Annotated in this window: 15 protein-coding genes and 1 rRNA gene (1 of these 16 running past the window's edge); 8 read left to right on the forward strand and 8 right to left on the reverse strand. The window is 66.9% G+C overall.

Features of this window, described 5'->3' with window-relative positions; all coding sequences use genetic code 11:
• The 3 genes from SJY26_RS00030 to SJY26_RS00040 form a co-directional block, all read right to left on the reverse strand.
• Positions 1 to 252, reverse strand: a 16S ribosomal RNA gene (locus SJY26_RS00030) (it extends 1,209 nt beyond the left edge of the window).
• Between the two features lie 803 nt (positions 253 to 1,055).
• Positions 1,056 to 1,481 carry a CBS domain-containing protein gene (locus tag SJY26_RS00035; RefSeq protein WP_396594137.1) on the reverse strand — a complete coding sequence of 142 codons (426 nt, stop codon included), beginning with the start codon at positions 1,479 to 1,481 and terminating at the stop codon, positions 1,056 to 1,058.
• 61 nt (positions 1,482 to 1,542) lie between these two features.
• The gene (locus tag SJY26_RS00040; RefSeq protein ID WP_396594138.1) at positions 1,543 to 2,235 is read right to left on the reverse strand and encodes a rhomboid family intramembrane serine protease; all 693 of its coding nucleotides are present in this window, start codon (positions 2,233 to 2,235) and stop codon (positions 1,543 to 1,545) included.
• 118 nt (positions 2,236 to 2,353) lie between these two features.
• On the opposite strand from SJY26_RS00040, the gene hfaA reads away from it, so the two are divergent.
• The 4 genes from hfaA to SJY26_RS00060 all read left to right on the forward strand — a co-directional run bounded on the left by hfaA (position 2,354) and on the right by SJY26_RS00060 (position 7,991).
• Positions 2,354 to 2,797, forward strand: a complete 444-nt coding sequence (hfaA, locus tag SJY26_RS00045) for a holdfast anchoring protein HfaA (protein ID WP_396594139.1) — start codon at positions 2,354 to 2,356, stop codon at positions 2,795 to 2,797.
• A gap of 14 nt (positions 2,798 to 2,811) precedes the next feature.
• A complete protein-coding gene (gene hfaB, locus SJY26_RS00050; RefSeq protein WP_396594140.1) occupies positions 2,812 to 3,804 on the forward strand; it encodes a holdfast anchoring protein HfaB in 993 nt (330 codons plus the stop codon).
• Complete coding sequence (gene hfaD / locus SJY26_RS00055; RefSeq protein WP_396594141.1) at positions 3,731 to 4,975, forward strand: holdfast anchor protein HfaD; 1,245 nt, start codon at positions 3,731 to 3,733, stop codon at positions 4,973 to 4,975. Before hfaB ends, hfaD begins: the two co-directional genes overlap by 74 nt.
• Positions 4,976 to 5,105: 130 nt before the next feature.
• Entirely contained in the window at positions 5,106 to 7,991 is a 2,886-nt protein-coding gene (locus tag SJY26_RS00060; RefSeq protein ID WP_396594142.1) for a M16 family metallopeptidase, read from the forward strand.
• A 122-nt stretch (positions 7,992 to 8,113) separates the two neighbouring features.
• On the opposite strand, the gene SJY26_RS00065 is transcribed toward SJY26_RS00060, so the two are convergent.
• Entirely contained in the window at positions 8,114 to 9,004 is an 891-nt protein-coding gene (locus SJY26_RS00065) for a hypothetical protein (RefSeq protein ID WP_396594143.1), read from the reverse strand.
• Positions 9,005 to 9,152: 148 nt separating this feature from the next.
• On the opposite strand from SJY26_RS00065, the gene SJY26_RS00070 reads away from it, so the two are divergent.
• Positions 9,153 to 9,680: a PAS domain-containing protein gene (locus SJY26_RS00070; RefSeq protein WP_396594144.1), complete on the forward strand. Its 528-nt coding sequence runs from the start codon at positions 9,153 to 9,155 to the stop codon at positions 9,678 to 9,680.
• On the opposite strand, the gene SJY26_RS00075 is transcribed toward SJY26_RS00070, so the two are convergent.
• Positions 9,677 to 10,228 (reverse strand): gamma carbonic anhydrase family protein, encoded by a 552-nt coding sequence (locus SJY26_RS00075; RefSeq protein WP_396594145.1) that lies wholly within the window; start codon positions 10,226 to 10,228, stop codon positions 9,677 to 9,679. The two genes, SJY26_RS00070 and SJY26_RS00075, sit on opposite strands and share 4 nt — an antisense overlap.
• Before the next feature lie 341 nt (positions 10,229 to 10,569).
• Between SJY26_RS00075 and SJY26_RS00080 the strand changes: the two genes are divergently transcribed.
• The 3 genes from SJY26_RS00080 (at position 10,570) to SJY26_RS00090 (ending at position 13,016) form a co-directional block, all read left to right on the forward strand.
• Positions 10,570 to 11,346 carry a PhoH family protein gene (locus tag SJY26_RS00080; RefSeq protein ID WP_396594146.1) on the forward strand — a complete coding sequence of 259 codons (777 nt, stop codon included), beginning with the start codon at positions 10,570 to 10,572 and terminating at the stop codon, positions 11,344 to 11,346.
• 99 nt (positions 11,347 to 11,445) lie between these two features.
• Positions 11,446 to 12,327 carry a 2-dehydropantoate 2-reductase gene (locus SJY26_RS00085; protein WP_396594147.1) on the forward strand — a complete coding sequence of 294 codons (882 nt, stop codon included), beginning with the start codon at positions 11,446 to 11,448 and terminating at the stop codon, positions 12,325 to 12,327.
• Positions 12,328 to 12,485: 158 nt separating this feature from the next.
• Entirely contained in the window at positions 12,486 to 13,016 is a 531-nt protein-coding gene (locus tag SJY26_RS00090; RefSeq protein ID WP_396594148.1) for a porin family protein, read from the forward strand.
• A 52-nt stretch (positions 13,017 to 13,068) separates the two neighbouring features.
• Here SJY26_RS00090 and SJY26_RS00095 read toward each other — a convergent pair whose 3' ends face one another.
• The 3 genes from SJY26_RS00095 to SJY26_RS00105 form a co-directional block, all read right to left on the reverse strand.
• Positions 13,069 to 13,332 (reverse strand): hypothetical protein, encoded by a 264-nt coding sequence (locus tag SJY26_RS00095; protein WP_396594149.1) that lies wholly within the window; start codon positions 13,330 to 13,332, stop codon positions 13,069 to 13,071.
• Between the two features lie 112 nt (positions 13,333 to 13,444).
• Positions 13,445 to 14,593: a beta-ketoacyl-ACP synthase III gene (locus tag SJY26_RS00100; protein WP_396594150.1), complete on the reverse strand. Its 1,149-nt coding sequence runs from the start codon at positions 14,591 to 14,593 to the stop codon at positions 13,445 to 13,447.
• 67 nt (positions 14,594 to 14,660) lie between these two features.
• The gene (locus SJY26_RS00105) at positions 14,661 to 16,736 is read right to left on the reverse strand and encodes a capsular polysaccharide biosynthesis protein (protein WP_396594151.1); all 2,076 of its coding nucleotides are present in this window, start codon (positions 16,734 to 16,736) and stop codon (positions 14,661 to 14,663) included.
• Positions 16,737 to 16,786: the final 50 nt, after the last annotated feature.

Consider the following 16,786-nt stretch of genomic DNA (forward strand, 5'->3'; position numbering starts at 1 on the left):
GATCGTAGCCTTGGTGAGCCTTTACCTCACCAACTAGCTAATCAGACGCGGGCCGCTCTAATGGCGATAAATCTTTCCCCCAAAGGGCACATTCGGCATTACCACCCGTTTCCAGGAGCTATTCCGAACCAAAAGGCACGTTCCCACGTGTTACTCACCCGTCCGCCACTAACCCCGAAAGGTCCGTTCGACTTGCATGTGTTAGGCCTGCCGCCAGCGTTCGCTCTGAGCCAGGATCAAACTCTCAGGTTGAGTTGACTATCTGACCTAAGCATCCCCGGTCCGAAAACCGGTTGGCATAAGTTCTACGTATTCTTGACGAGAACCACTTCGATCCAGACCCTAAAGCCCGAACCGACATGGTTGTATCTTTCAAAAAGACCGCAGAGTGTCAGTGTCGTCGTATGACCAATCGGTCATCGCCAGAACACCGCCGCCTGCGTTTCTCTTTCCAAATCAACGATTTCAAAGACCGTAGGAACCAGCGAACCGGCCCGACTGTTTAGCGCCGTGTCGCGGCGGAGGCGGGGATTTAGTCGCCTCGGAAGTCCGTGTCAACCAGTTCCTCAAGAAGAACTTTCGACGTCGTCACCGGCCCGAAAACCGGCGGAGGCGGCGATGTAGTCGCCTCCGATTTCCGCGTCAAGTGGCTCTTTTTAAACAAGAACCTCAATCCGCAGCACCACCCCGAAGGACGGCGGAGGCGGCTTCCTAAGGAAGTCCGAACCCCCGGTCAACCCGGCTTTTCAGCCATTCCACAATCCAGCGAAGCCAGGCTCCAGGACCGCAAAACATCATCGGCAAGGGCACCAGAGGCACCCCTCGTTCTCGTCCGACGATTCGATTGAAGCGCGGAGACTAATCAAAACCAGCACAGAAAGCAAGAAGGTCTGAACCTCCTCACCGCCCTGCGGAACCCTTCGGACAGAAGTCCTTCGCGCCCCGCAGCCGGCCCGTCTCCGAGCGAGCGGGGGGTATACGGACGGTCTATCCAGTTCGCAAGCGCCGATTCACAACGCACGGCGATGAGGCTGCGCCGGCCAGAAGCCCCGCGCTCAGCTGGCGATATAGGTCCGCAGGCTCTCGGCATCCTGCGTGGCCTCGGCGACGCGGGACTTCACGACATCGCCGATCGAGATGACGCCCGCGAGTTGTCCGTCCCTCAGCACGGGCAGATGTCGGATGCGCCGATCGGTCATGCGCTCCATCACGGTCGCGACGCTCTCGCCGGGATCCGCAAAGATCACATCGCGCGTCATGTAGTCGGAGACCGGGCGTGACAGACTGGCCTGTCCATCGGTCGCGATCGACCGGACGATGTCCCGCTCGGAAATGACGCCGACGACCTGTTCGTTGTCACAGACCATCAGGGCTCCGACCCGGCAGGTTTCCAGCCGGCCACACACATCGGCCAGGGTGATGTCCGGCGCGACGCTGAAGACGACGTCCCCCTTGTCCTTCAGGATTTCTGAAACCAGCACGGCGACGCTCCTCCCTGTTGTTATGGGAAACAGCCATCGCTCCGAAGGACCGGAGGCCGCTTCAAACCGGAGGATCACCCGGACGGTCGAGCGAATCAAACACTTCCTCGCGCCGGGCGAACAGGCGGGCCATCGGCCCGATGGCGAGAATGCCGAACAGGAAGCCAAAGGCATGCGCCTCCCAGGCGATCCGGGCCCCGTCGACCCCGGGCGCAAATCCGATCAGGCCGACGGCCGCATTCACCCCCATCCAGGCCGCTGCCGAAGCCATGACGGACCGATCCCTGAGCGGCAGCACCCGGCCCCGGCCGCCCAGCAGGCGCGTGGCCGCCCCGATGAGGCCGAAGACAGCCCCGGAAGCCCCCACCAGCGGGTCACTGCTTCCGGCGTGAACCAGACCGTAGCCCAAGGTCGCGATCACTCCGGAGCCTATATAGAGAAGGAAGAAGGCTCCGATGCCGGAAACGCCCCGAAACAGCCGGGCCACCGGCGAGCCGAAGGTCAGGGCCGCCACCGCGTTCATCAGGACGTGAACCCACCCTCCGTGCACGAGCATGGAGGTCACGAGGCCGCGGAAGCGACCCTGCGCCAGATCGATGGGCGCAAACGCGAGGCCGAGCCAATAGTCGTGGGCCCGCTCCTGAAAGAAATACAGGGCCGGCATCGACACGGCGAGAAGGACCGCCAGCAGCGGTGCCTTGATGATCGGTTCCCGGGCGGGGTGGCCGTCGAATTGGCCGATGGGGGGCTCCATCCTGTTCAAATGCGCAAGGCGGTCCGCGATCTCAAGCGCTTCTTAATAACCCTGACCCATTTTGGCACGCGGACCGCGCCCGGCGGCCAGCTGAGTTGTTTGCGTGGGATCGGCCGAAATGCCCCTGAGAAGGACATCGAGACTCCTGCTGACAGTCGCACTGGCCAGCGCCGGCCTGCCGGCGTCCGCTGTTGCGCAGAGCGCCGGATCCGCCGGCCTCGCCCAATTCCAGAACGGCTATGGCGGGGCCCGCCAGTCGGTGGCGACGGCCCAGACGGGCTCGACCCGCGACGCCAACGGCAATCGGCTGATCGTCGACGGACTGATCCAGGCCGGGGCCTCCACCTACAGCCGCCAATCGGGCGGCGTGTCGAACACCTATTCAGGCGGAGTTGGCAATGCGCAGGGCACGACCATCGCGGGCTCGACCGCCATCGGCAACAATCTCAATGTCGTGGTCCAGGGCAGCAACAATACGGTGATCGTCAACTCGCGGCAGACCAATACCGGCAACGTCAGCGCCCGGACGGACCTGACCGGCTCCCTGACAGGGTTCGAATGAACCGGGTGTTCAAGATGCGTCTGAAGTCCGGCATGGCCGTAGCGACGGCGGCGGCCCTGCTGTCCGCCTGTGTGAGCCCGGCCGCCGGGCCCGGGGGGCTCTATGCCCGCCCGATCGGCAATGCGCCGGTGACCGCGAACCCGACGCCCTATTCGACGGCGCTCTATTGCCTCGCCGACTATGCCCGGCGCTACAGCCTGCCCTCGCCCCGCATGGCCGTGGGCCGGATCAGCGACTACACCGGGTCCATCTCCTCCGACGGCGGCCGCCAGATCACCCAGGGGGCGTCCCTGATGGCCGTCAGCGCACTCGGCAAGGCCGGAGCGCGGGTCGTGGAGCGCTATGACACCTCGATCTCCGAGCTGGAGCTTCGCTATGCCAACAACCGGCTGATCGGGGATGAGGGCGCGGACGCCCCCGCAGACGCCAACTACCGGCGGATTCTGGCCGGCCAGGTGCCCGGCTCGGACTTCTATCTGGTGGGCGGCATCACCGAGGTGAATTTCAACATCCGCTCGGCCGGGTTCGATGCGGGCGTGGGCGAGACCGACAGCGATCGTCCCGGATCGGGCCTCGTCCAGGGCAAGATCTATGTGATGAACCTGGCGCTGGACCTGAGGCTGGTCCAGACCACCACCCTGGAGGTGGTCGACGTTATTTCCTACCAGAAGCAGATCGTCGGCCGGGAGATCTCGGCCGGGGTGTTTGACTTCCTCAATGGCAATGTCTTCGACGTCTCGGCCGGCACGGGCGGGATGGAACCGGTGCAGCTGGCGGTGCGGGCCCTGATCGAGCGGGCGACGCTCGAGATGATGGCCAACCTGTACGGCGCACCGGGGCCGGAAGTCTGTCTCGACGCCGCCAACGACCCCCTGAACACCGTGGGGCAGACCGGCGGCTTCTATCCCGCCTATGACAATACGGGAACGAACAATGGCCAGACCCGCGCCGATCCGTCTCGCTGGCACGATCGCCGCGATGGCGATGTGCGCCGCAGCCGCTACTGAGGCCGCCGCCCAGGACCCGTCCCGCGTTCTGAACCAGCAGCTTCAGCTGGGGGATGTCATTTCGGGGGTCACCCTGAATGTCGAGGACGCGGCCGGCGAGGTTCCGGTGACGAACACGGTCGGGGGCAACCAGCTGTCCGGCTCGGTCGACGGCGTGGCGCTGGATCTGACCTCCTCGCAGACGCTGCAGGGCAGGGCCGCAGCAACGACGGCGATCACCCTGACGGGCGACACGGACGGGGCAGTGAATGCCACCACCGAGGCGCGGGGCAATGACCTGAGCGCGGCGGCCTATGGCGGTGACCTCTCGATTGAGTCCAGCCAGACGGTTGGCCCGACCGAGGTCACGGCGGCCGCCACCATCGGTGGGCCCGCGCCGCGCCTGATCGGAGGCGCGTCCGTCAGCACCACGGCCACCGCGAACGCTGCGGCGCTGGGTGCGACCGGTTCGGCCGTTTCGGGCGTGGTGATCCAGAACTCGGACGCCGGCGTCAGGGCCGACACCCTCGCCGAAACCCAGTACATCCCCGCCACGGCCGAGTTCATCAGCCAGTCGACCGGCAACCAGGTGGCGGTCAACACCTGGGCCAACTCGGGGCAGGCCCTGACCCTGCGCCAGCGTCAGTCGGGGGATGTCGTCACAGCCTCCACCAGCGCCAATGCCGGAAACGCCTGGGATCTGGCCGGGCGCGCCCGGGCGACGGCCAACCAGGCCATCCTGTACAATCAGGGCGGCTCGGTTGTGGTGACAACCGACCAGTCGAACCTGTCACAGGTCCGGGCCACCGGTGTCGTCACCAGCTATGATTTCGGGGCAGCGACCGCCCGGGCGGCCGCGACGGCCAATGACGTCTCGATCGGGAACAACGACCGGTATGTCGAGATCGACAACGCCCAGGTGAACTCGGGGGGCGTCGAGGCCACGGCCAGTTTCGCCGGCACGAATGGCTACGATACCTATGTCGCCGCCGAGGCGGCGGGCAATACGGTCATCGGTTACGCCTGTGCCGAGTGCGAGGGGCAGATTGACGCGGTGAACACCCAGACCAACTCCGGCAATGTCTCGGCCAGCGCCACAACGACGGTCGCGGGCAGTGGACGGTCGGTGGCGACCAGTGCCCGCGCGACGGGGAACAGTGCCACCTTCTACGTGTCCGGGCCGGGCCGCTGACGTAAAGTTTATTTTACAGGCGCTCTGGCTCTGGCAAGCGTTGCGAAAGCCGGCGGGGGGCCGCTGGATCGCATCGCCATTCATGACCGCCGCGCCAGCCCCGGTGCGGTTTCGATCGCCCGGAGCATCCATGATCAATTCCCGTCGCCTTCTCCTCGCTGCCGTCTCCGGACTGGCTTTGCTCACCGGACAGGCGTCGACGACCGCCTGGGCCGCCACGCCTGCCGTCACCGTCCAGGTTGCGGCGGAAGCGCCCTCTGACCCCTGGGCCCAGGTCGCCAGCGACATCCCCGCCGACCCTGCCGTGCGCTTCGGCACCCTGCCCAATGGCATGCGCTATGCCCTGTTGCGGAACGCCACCCCGCCGGGCCAGGCGTCCCTGCGCCTGCGGATCGACGCGGGGTCGCTGATGGAGAACGACGACCAGCAGGGCCTGGCCCACTTCATGGAACACATGGCGTTCAACGGGACGACCAACATCCCGGAGAACGAGCTGCTGCGGATCCTCGAGCGGCTCGGCCTGGCCTTCGGGGCGGACACCAATGCCGCGACCGGTTTTGACCAGACCTTCTATCAACTCGAATTGCCCCGGACCAATGACGAGACCGTGGACACGGCGCTGCGGATCATGCGCGAGCAGGTGTCCGAGGCCCTGATGGACCCGGAAGACATCGACGCGGAGCGGGACGTCATCGTCGGGGAGGAACGCACCCGCAACACCCCGGCGCTGCGCTCACTGAAGGCCCAGCTGGCTCTGCTCGCCCCCGGCCAGAGGATTTCCCGCCGCCTGCCGATCGGCGACCTTGAGGTCATCCGGACAGCGCCGCGCGAGCGCTTCGTGGAGTTCTACCAGGCCTATTACCGCCCGTCCCGCGCGACGCTGCTGGCGGTCGGCGACTTTGACGTCGACCAGATGGAAGGCAAGATCCGGGGGGCCTTCGAGAGCTGGGAGGCGTCCGCCCCGGACGGCCCGGAGCCGGACCTCGGGCGCGTGGCTCCGCGAGGACCTGAAACCGCCATCCTCGTTGAGCCCGGGGTTCAGTCCTCCATCCAGCTGAACTGGATCCAGGAGCCGGACACCGATCCGGACACGGTGGCCGAGCGCCGGTCCCAGACCCTGCGCGGTCTGGGCCTGGCGGTCCTGAACCGCCGCCTCGGGGAGCTGGCGCGGGCCGACAATCCGCCCTTCATCGGGGCCGGAGGCAGCAGCAGCAATCTGGTGGACAGCCTCCAGATCGGCAGCGTCAGCGCCAGCTTCAATCCCGGAGGCCTGCAGCGGGCGCTGGAGACCATTGAACAGGAGAAGCGTCGGCTGGTGCAATACGGCGTGACGGCGGCCGAGCTGAACCGCGAGATCACCGACACCCGCACCCGGCTCGAGAACGCCGTCGCGGCGGCCGCGACCCGGACAACGCCGGCGCTCGTCAACGGCCTGCTGGGCGCGACCAATGACGACCGCGTCTTCACGACGCCGCAGACGAATCTGGAGCTGTTCAACGCCACGGTCGCCAGCCTGACCCCGGAAGCGGTCAATGCGGCCGTCGCCTCGGCGTTTGAGGGCCAGGGTCCCCTGGCGCTGGTCGTGACGCCGGAGCCGATCGAGGGCGGCGAGGCAGCGGTCACCGCGATGCTCGAGGCCTCGGCGGCCGTGGCCGTCGTCGCCCCGCAGGCCCAGGCGGCGCTGGAATGGCCGTATGCCGCGTTCGGAAGCCCGGCTGAGCCGACAGAGCGCCGGGAGATCGCCGAGCTCGGGACCACGGTGGTGACGTTCGCCAACGGGACGTCGCTCACGGTCAAGCCCACGGCCTTCCGCGACGAGCAGATCCTGATCAGCGTCCGCACGGGACTGGGCGAGCTGGGGCTGCCCACGGACCGGGCCGATCCGCGATCGCTGTCGGGTCTGGTGTTTACGGCGGGCGGGCTCGGCAAGCTGACGCTGGACGAGTTGAACCGCGTGCTCTCCGGCCGAATTTACAGCGCCAACCTGTCGATCGACGGGGATGCCTACCAGCTGTCCGGCGCGACGCGGCCGCAGGATATGGACCTCGAGATGCAGGTCCTGACGGCCTATCTGACCGACCCGGGCGTCCGGCCGGCACCCTTCGAACAGATCAGGGCGCTGTTCCCGCAGATCATCGCCCAGCAGATGGCGACGCCGGGCGGGGCCTTTGCGCTGCAGTCGGCGGGCCTTCTGGCCTCGGGCGACGCGCGCCAGTCCCTGCCCACGGCGGAGGAGATCGCGGCCTGGACCAATGATCAGTTGAAGGCGGGTCTGACCGAGGGCCTGTCGCAGGGGCCTGTTTCGGTTGTCATGGTCGGTGATGTCACGGTGGAGGCGGCCATCGCGGCTGTCGGTTCGACGCTGGCCGCCTTGCCCGCTCGCGGACCTCGCCCCGCACCGGCCGAGGGTGCCGATGTTCTCCGCTTCCCGGCCGGCACGCCGGAGCCGGTGCAGTTGACCCATATGGGACCCGCCGAGCAGGCGCTGGGCTATGTCGCCTGGCCGACGACGGACGCGGTAGACGACCGGACCGAGTTGCGGCTGGTGGACGTTCTGGCGGCGGTGCTCGAGCTGCGGGTGCTGGAGGAGATCCGGGAGAATCAGGCGCTCGCCTATTCCCCGGGCGTCGGGGCCTCCGCGTCCGACATCTACAGGGGCTATGGCTCGATCTCCGTGACCGCCCAGACCACGCCGGAGAACCAGCCGGTCTACTTCCAGGCCGTGGACACGCTCGCGGCCTCGCTGCGGGACACGGTGATCACCGAGGATGAACTGACCCGGGCTCGCGCTCCGATGATCGAACGCCTGCGTCGCAGCCAGGCCGGCAACGAATACTGGCTGAGTGTTCTGTCGGACGTGGCCAGCGACGCTGGGGAGATCACCCAGATCACCACCCGGATCACCGATCTGGAAGCGATCACCCCGGCCGACATCCAGACGGCAGCGAGGCGCTACCTGGTGCCGGACAAGGCTTGGCGCGCTTCAGTCCTCTCCGCCAGCGCCGCGGCCCAGTAAAAAAAGACGGCCCCGGAGCGGATGCTCCGGGGCCAAAGGCTGATCAGGATCGTCGGATGACCGACCTCGACACTCTATGACGGCCGCCCTGCCTGCGGGCTGAACGGCCTGTTGTCCCCTGTTCAGAACACCCGTCCGCCGACGCCGCCGTCCAGCATGATGGTTGCACCGACGATCGACGCCCCGGCCTGCTGGACCACCTCTTCGCGATACTCCGTGTAGATTTCCTCGCGGATCCAGACGAGCACCTTGATGCCGGCCCCGTAGCGACGCAGCAACGAACGCTCGTTGCAATCGCGCTCGGCCTTCTGGACCCGGCAGGTCATGGCCCCGCTGCGGTCGCGCCACAGCGCCTCACCCTTCTGGCAGTAGAAGGACTCCCCGTGGTCGAAGCTGACCTGGCCGGACCATTCGGCCCAGGTCACCTGAAGCCGGGTTCCGGCCAGGCAGCGATACAACTCGCCTTCATAGCTTTCGTGAATCTCACGGTCCGGCGTCACCTGGGCCGCCGGGTGCGGGACGCTCCGGTCATCGATACAGAAGGCCTGGATGACGACACGCTTCTCCCAGCGACGTCGCGCCTCGTAGGGGACCCGAATGACCTGCGCCACGGCACCGGCCTCGACGTTCAGGCCCTGGATGACGGTCGGATAGGGCTGGTCGACGGTAAAGTAGGCACCGCCGCCCCCGTTGCCGCGGATGTTTCCATAGCCGCCCGCGCGGGCGTTGATGCCGGCCCGCGCCGCCGCGCTGGCATTGGCATTGGCGTTCGCATTGACGTTGACGTTGATGTTGATGTCGCCACCGCCCGGCGGATAATCCGGCGGACCGGGATGCTCGCAGCAAGCCGGCGGAGGCGGTGGCGGCGGCGGCGGCGGCGGGGGCTCGCAGCAGGGCGGCGGGGGCGGCTGGCAGCCTCCACCACACGACTGGGCACCGGCAGCCGAGGCCAGGCCGAGGACGGCGAGAGCACCGACGGTGGCGGGCACCCAGGTCTTGATCCGCACCTGCATACGCCAGGCTCCCGAAAACATCGTGACGACGGCCTGATCAGGCCGATTCCAACGCCCAGACTTGCAGCCAAAGCCTTTCGTTTCCGTTGCCAAGGCGGGAAGCGGCTTTGGTCTGCGCCTTGCGGCTTCCCCGGCGAAGGTGAGACCCATGTTCCATCCCGGCACGCAAAAGCTGATCGACCACTGGAGCGCCCTGCCGGACGCAGGCCGGATCCCGTCCCATGTTGTGCTGCAGCCGCTGGCGCTCGGGGGACTGGTTCCGCAGTTGTTCAGCGCTGACCGGACACCGTCCGGTGCTGCACTCCGGCTGGCCGGCGCAGGCCTGGAAACGCTGTTCGGCCAGACCCTGCGCGGCCAGGACTGGCTGAGCGTCTGGACATCGAACAGTCGCGGCCTCGTAACGGCCGCGGTGGCACAGACCTTTCGCGAGGCCAGGCCCGTGGTGATCGTGGCCGAAACGTCCGGATCCCGCAGGACTTTCGAGATCGTGATCGCGCCCCTCCGCAGCGCCGGGGGTTCCGCTGACCGCATTGTCGGGCTCTATCAGCCGACGACTGCCGAAACCGCCAGAACAGAGCCGGTTCGCGCTTTTTCGGCCCGGCTCTCAATCGGGGTTGGCCCGACCCGACGCGCGCCGCTCACCCTCGCGGCCATGGACGGACGCCGGATCGCCTAGCCCGCGGCGTCGTCGCCTTCGCTGATCGGGACGAGGCCCTGCGCATAGCGTCTCCAGTTCTGGACATAGTGTTCGGCGGAGGCGGTAAGGGCGGCGATCTGCCCCTCATCCAGCTGACGGACCACCTTACCCGGCTGGCCCATCACCAGCGACCCGTCGGGAATGACCTTGCCCTCTGTGATCAGGGCGTTGGCGCCGATCAGACAGTTCTTTCCGATCACGGCCCGTCCGAGGATCACGGCACCGATGCCGATCAGGGTGTTGTCGCCGATGATACAGCTGTGAAGCATGGCCATATGCCCGACGGTGACGTCGCGGCCGATCGTCAGCGGCTCCCCCGGGTCCGAGTGCAGGACGCTGCCGTCCTGGATGTTCGAGTTCTCACCGATCGTGATCGGGTCATTGTCCCCGCGAATCGTGACGCCGAACCAGACGCTGGCACCCGGCTTCAAGGTCACGTCGCCCACGACCACGGCATTGTCGGCAATCCAGTATTCGCCGTGCGGTGGAAGTTGCGGTTTCTTGTCCGCCAGCGAATAGATCGTCATGGAAACATCACCTTATGCTCAAGTCGATGAGGGGTTTAACCCTTCGTCAACCACGTTAGCATCATCCTGTTGAAGCGATTCGAGGTCGTCCTTTCGACCCCGAGTTCGAAGCCGGATCAATCCCGGTCCGGTCATAGCCTGGAGAACGTGAGTGACGCGTTCGGGTTTGCGGCGGGTTTTGCCGCTGGATGTGGGATACATCTCCGACCCCGGCCGTGGCGTCTGCGCCTCCCCTCTCCTCCCTGTTCTCGCCCGAGGCGATGCTTTCCGAGCATCGCCTTTTTTCATGCCCGCGACGACCGGCTCCGCCGGCCGCCGTCTCCCACCCCTGTGAGGCAATGATGACCAAGCGTGCAGCCCTGAAGCGTCAATCCGGCCGTGACGGCGCCTTCGACACCCGCGGCTATGGCGAGGATTCGAAAGTGCGTCGCCTGCCGAGCCACAGTGGCAATGGCGGGTGGTCGCCTCATCCATCCAATGACGATCGCGAGCAAGGTTATCTGAAGACGCTGAAGCCGAAGTCCGAAGGCCAGGCGGCGCTGCTGAACGCCATCGACACCTCCAACCTGACCGTGGCCCTGGGGCCCGCAGGCACCGGCAAGACCTATCTGGCGGTGGCCAAGGCGGTCGAGGCGCTGGAGGCCGGCAAGGTGGGGCGCATCGTGCTGAGCCGGCCCGCCGTCGAGGCCGGCGAATTGATCGGCTTCCTGCCCGGTGCCATGGAGGACAAGCTGGCCCCCTATCTGCGGCCCCTGTACGACGCCCTGTCGGACCGGCTGTCGATGAAGCGGGTCGGGGCCCTGATGGCCGAGGGCCTGATCGAGATCGCGCCCGTGGGCTATATGCGGGGCCGCACCCTGAACAACGCCTTCATCGTCATCGATGAGGCCCAGAACTGCACCTATGTGCAGCTGAAGATGCTGCTGACCCGGCTCGGCTGGCACTCGACCATGGTGGTCACTGGAGACCCCGGGCAGACCGACCTGCTGCCGTCGCTGTCAGGGCTGGGAGACATCGCCCAGCGCCTGGAGGCGGTGCCGGAGATCTCGGTGGTCCGACTGGCGGAGGGCGATATCGTCCGGCACCCGCTGGTCGCCTCCATGATCGGCGTGCTCTGAGCCACAGTATGGGGGTCGGCCGACGCCGACCCCCATGCCACCGCGTGCCCGATCATCCGGCCGGCTTCTCGCGACAGGGCGGACCGGCTAAGCCCACGCATGTCCTCTCTTCCTTCCATCGCCATCATCGGTCCGGGTGCCATCGGCGGCACGGTCGCGGCTTGGCTTTCGCGAAGTCCGGCGATTGGAGATTTGACCCTGTGCGCACGGACGCCTGTATTGGCGCTTCGGGTCGACACGCCACAGGGTCTGATCAAGACGCGGCCTGCCATGATCACCGATCCGGCAGAGGCTGGCGTGGTCGACTGGGTGCTGATCGCGACCAAGACCTACGATGCCGCCGCGACGGCCCTGTGGCTGGCGCGGCTAGTCGGACCCGCCACGCGGGTGGCGGTCCTGCAGAACGGCGTCGAGCACGTTGAACGGTTCACCCCCTGGGTGCCGGTCGGGCAGATCGTGCCCGTCGTCGTGGAAATCCCCGCCGAACGGTCGGCACCCGGCGTGATCCGCCAGCGTCGGGACGGCTGGCTGAAAGCGCCCGCGGGTTCGGACGGCGAGGCCTTCGCCGCCCTGTTTCCGGGGTCCGCGCTCGTAGTCTCGACCGATGACGACTGGATCAGTGTGGCGTGGCGCAAGCTGGCCGTGAACTGCGCCGGGGCGGTCAGCGCCTTGACGGGAAAGCCCGCGGGCGTCGTCTCGCGGCCCGAGGCGGCCGATCTGATGCGCGGCCTTGTGCAGGAATGCCTCGCCGTCGGGCGGGCCGAGGGCGCGACACTCCCCGACGATCTGCCCGACCAGATCGTGGCCCAGTCCCGCGCCGGACCGGCGGACTCGGTCAACTCCCTGCTGGCCGACCGTATCGCGGGGCGGCCGATGGAATGGGACGCGAGGAACGGAGTCATCGCCCGGAAGGGCCAGGCTCTCGGCATTGCAACGCCGCTGAATGCCACGGCAGCGGCCCTTCTGTCTGCGATGGAATGAGGCAGTAAGGCGGCAACCGTAACGCTGTCTGTGCTTTCCAACCCACAGCTTTCAACATGTAGAAATCAGGCCTTGGATTGGTCATGGCGGCTACATACTTGATGTCTCGCTGGATGGGGCCGGGACAACAGTCCCGCATCTAGGAAAGTAAAGAAACAATGCGTAACATTCTTCTCGCGACCGCCGCTCTTTCAATGTTCGCCCTGCCCGCCGCGGCGCAGAGCGTCTCCCAACCTCAGTGGTACGGGACGGCCGGCTATACCCATCTGGATGGCGAAGACGCCGATCTGGGAGCCATCACAGGCCGCGTCGGGGCGCGCCTGAACCCGAACTTCGCGGTCGAGGGCGAAGGCTCCATCGGCGTGCGTGACGACGACATCACCGTCGCCGGCGTAAACGGCTCGGTGGAACACGACTACGATCTGGCAGCCTATGCCGTGGGCGTCCTGCCCGTCAGGCCGAACCTGGAACTGTTCGGACGCGTCGGCTACGGCACCACCTCGATCAAGGCCGAGGTCGCCGGCTTCAGCGCCCGCGAGGATGGCGAGAGCATCAACTACGGTGCCGGTGCGACCTATTTCCTCGACGGCCAGAACGGCCTGCGCGCCGACTGGACGCGCCGCGATTTCACCGGGGACAACAACGGTGAGCTCGACACCTACGGCGTGAGCTTCGTGCGCCGGTTCTAGGACCTGCCTGTCACCTTCCGTGTCTCACGGCACGGAGGGTGACACCGCCGGCTCAGCCCGGCTCTGCGATGAGGGCCCATCGGAGGGACCCCTCGCCGAACGGACGTGTGAACCACTGGGAGTGACGTTCAAACGCCTCGACGACGGCCTGACGCAGATCGTAGGGCACAGGCTCTCCGCGCTGGCGTTTCAGCGCCACCACGCAGTCGATCACGACATTCTGGTGGGCCGAACCTCCAAGAGACTTGAGCACCAGCGCGACATCGCGGGCGAGGGCCTCAAGAAAGTTGGGCTGTCTGGCGGGGGCGTGGCTCATCCGGGACTCCGTTCCGCTCGGTGTCTGTGTGGCGCACAGGTCACAGACTGGGCGGAAGAGTGCAAGCCAAGCCGGTGTTCGACCGGTCATCTCTTCGTGAACACAGGAAGCGTCACCGCTTGCGGACGAACACAGTCCCCGCCGAATAGCCCGCGCCGAAGCTGCAGATCAGACCGGTCTCACCGGGCGCGAACCCATCCTGATGCAGGTGGAAGGCGATGATCGAACCCGCCGACGAGGTGTTGGCGTATTCGTCGAGGATGATGATGTTCTCATCTTCCGACGGGTCGCGTCCCAGCACCTTGCGCCCGATCATGGCGTTCATGTTGATGTTGGCCTGATGCAGCCAGAGCCGCTTCAGGGCGGCGGGCTCGATCCCGAGTTCACCGGCGTGATCGAGGATCATATCGGACACCATCGGCACGACATCCCGGAAGACCTTGCGGCCCTGCTGGACGAACAGCTTGTCGGTCGCTCCGCCGGCCACGTCGTCCGTGGGAGTGGCGCTGTCCGATGGCCGCTCCGCCCGGTTCAGGAAGCCGAAATTGTTGCGGATATTGTTGGAGAACACCGTCTTCAGCCGCGTGCCGAGGATGTCCCAGCCGCCCGGCCCTGCGGTGTCGGACGACTCCACGATCACCGCGGTGGCGACGTCACCGAAGATGAAGTGGCTGTCGCGGTCGGTGAAGTTCAGGTGGGCGGAGCAGACCTCGGGATTGACCATCAGCACGGCCTTGACCGAGCCCGAGGCGATGAAATCGGCCGCCGTCTTGAGCCCGAAGGTCGCCGACGAACAGGCCACGTTCATGTCGAAGCCAAAACCCTCGATCCCCAGCGCCTGCTGGATCTCGACGGCGAGCGCCGGGTAAGGGCGCGGCATGTTGGACGCGGCGCACAGGACGGCCCCGATCTCGCTCACCGGCTTGCCCCAGGCCTCGATCGCCTGACGCGCGGCCTTCACGGCCATCTCGGCCATGATCGACAGCTCTTCGTTCGAGCGTTCGACCAGCCGGGGGACCATGCGGTCGGGGTCGAGGATGCCGGCCTTGTCGAGCACGAACCGGCTCTTGATCCCCGAGGCCTTTTCGATGAACTCGGCCGACGACGGTGTCAGGGCGGCGACGTCGCCCTCGGCGATCTGTCCGGCATGGGCGGCGTTCCAGCGCTCGGCCCAGGTATTGTAGGCCTCGACCAGTTCGGCATTGGAGATCGACTGTTCGGGGGTGAACAGGCCGGTGGCGGCGATAACGGCAGTTGTCACTTGGTCGTCCCTGACGCTGGCGCGCAGCGCCTTGCTGATTGAGGGACGTAACGCCCTCATTATGCTCTCAATAGGCCGGTGGCGGGCGGCGGTCGAGGCTGGCCATCAGACCCTTCCACCACCGGGCCAGCTGGTGTGGCGGAGCTGGCGGCGGCGGCTGGTCGCGGGCGAGGATCAGGGCCTCGACCAGATCCTCGGCCTCACACGGCCAGCCGGTGGGCGTGACATAGACGGGATAGTCGATGAGGGCGGCGGCCACGACAGACTCAAGGCTCGCGCGCCGGGTCCTGCGTTCGTAGGTCAACCGATCCCGGGTCAGGCCCCAGCCGCCATAGAAGGGTCGGCCGTAGACTGCCACTGTCTTGCCGCGCAGCAGGGCCTCGAATCCCGCCAGCGACGTCAGGGTCGCCAGGACATCGCAGGCGTCCAGACAGTCGACGATATCCAGACCATCGGCGACCGCGTCCACAGCCGCCATGGCCGTCCCGTCCAGCCGCCCGGGGCGGTTGCCGTTCATGACATCGGGATGGTTGCGGTAGATCAGAAAAGCGTCGGGGAAGTCCGCCCGCGCCGCCTCGACAAGCGCGGAATTGGTGCGGATGTCGCCGCACCCCTTGAGGATGGACTTGTCGTTCTCGACCTGGCCCACGACGAGGACCTTACGCCGATCGGCAGGCCAGTCAGGTCGGGCTCCGCCCCTCGCCAGATTATACTTCGAGAGGCCGGCCTCGACCACCCGAGCGCGGAGGGCCGCGGCGCGGACGCATGTCGCCGCCGAGGGCTCGCCCGACTGGATCAGGGTCTCCAGCCGCGACGGCCCGGTGGGGTCGTAGTAGACGCCCTGATCGTCAAGGGCGACGCTGAGCGCGCCGAAGAAGTCTGACCCGAGGCCGCGCGAGCGGATGAAGCCGTCCTCCATCCGCACCACGGGGACAGGCGTGGTGGCGGCGACGGCGGCAATCTCGGGGGTCTCCTTGCCGGCCCAGTAGATCAGCCGGCCACTCTCCTGCGCCGCCTTCTCAGCCGCCCGGGTGGGAGACGCGAAATAGCGCAGCCGGGTGCGGGGCCCGTTGAGCAATCGGCGGATCGGCGGGCGCTTGGCGGGCGAGAAACCGACTCCGGCCCAGTAGCCGGCGAGCCGGTCAGCCCGGTCCCGCAGGGCGATCAGACGGTCGACGGCGGCCTCCGCCTCGCACCGCAGGCCGGTGACCGGATCGACGTAGCGCGGATAGGCAATCAGAGCCGCAGCTGCGATCGTCTCCAGATCGCGGGCGACCTCGCGCCGCCCGGTCTGGACAGCGTCGGTCGTCAGTCCCCATCCCGAATAGAACGGCGCACCGAAACAGCGGACCGGCAGACCACGCAGCAAGGCCTCGAACCCAAGGGCCGAGGTGACGCACCAGACGGCATCGACCTCCGCCAGCAGCTCGGAAGGGCGCACATCGGTATCCAGCAGGGTGACGCCGGCCAGATCGCGGGCAGGAATGCAGCCCTTCTTGCGGCCTGCGGCCACCGCCGGGTGGCGTTTGACGATGAGCTGGGCCTCGGGGTGCTCCCTGCGCGCGGTCGCCACCATGTCGGAGAAGCTCTCCGAGCCGGCGAGACCATAGCTGATCGAGGCATCGCCGGCGGTCTGATCGACCAGCAGGATGCGCGGACCCGGCTTCAAGATCGACCGGTCGAGCGGGCCACCCATATTCGTCTTGGACAGACCCGAGGCGACGATCCTGTCGACAAGTGTGCGGGCGCGGGCGCGGAGGTCCGCGTCACACCAGTCCGGCCCGGTCAGGATCAGTTCTTCCAGCCGGGAGGGCCGGGTGGCGTCATAGTAGATGCCGAGGTCGTCCACGATCAGGCTAAGCGATGCAGCACCGCTTTCGCCGAGGCCCACCGAACGCAGAAAGCCGTCTTCCAGCGCCAGATAGGGCAGGCCCTGACGAACGGCCCGACGGCGGCCCGCATTGGACGTCGCCTTCATCCCCCACCCGACCACCGTCTCGACCCGGCGAAGCGGCAGGGGCTCAAGGGTCAGGTCGTCGAGGAAAGTCCGCAGGAAGGGCACTTCGAGGATGCCTGGCGAACAGACCCAGGCCCGGCGCGGTGCCGCAGGGACCTCTGTGCTGACGGGAACAGTCTGTGGCAACCGTTACGCTTTCATCGTCGACGGGGGTTCGCCCCGGCGTGCGCCGGATG

It is taken from the genome of Brevundimonas sp. R86498 (assembly GCF_044598075.1).
GTDB lineage: Bacteria > Pseudomonadota > Alphaproteobacteria > Caulobacterales > Caulobacteraceae > Brevundimonas.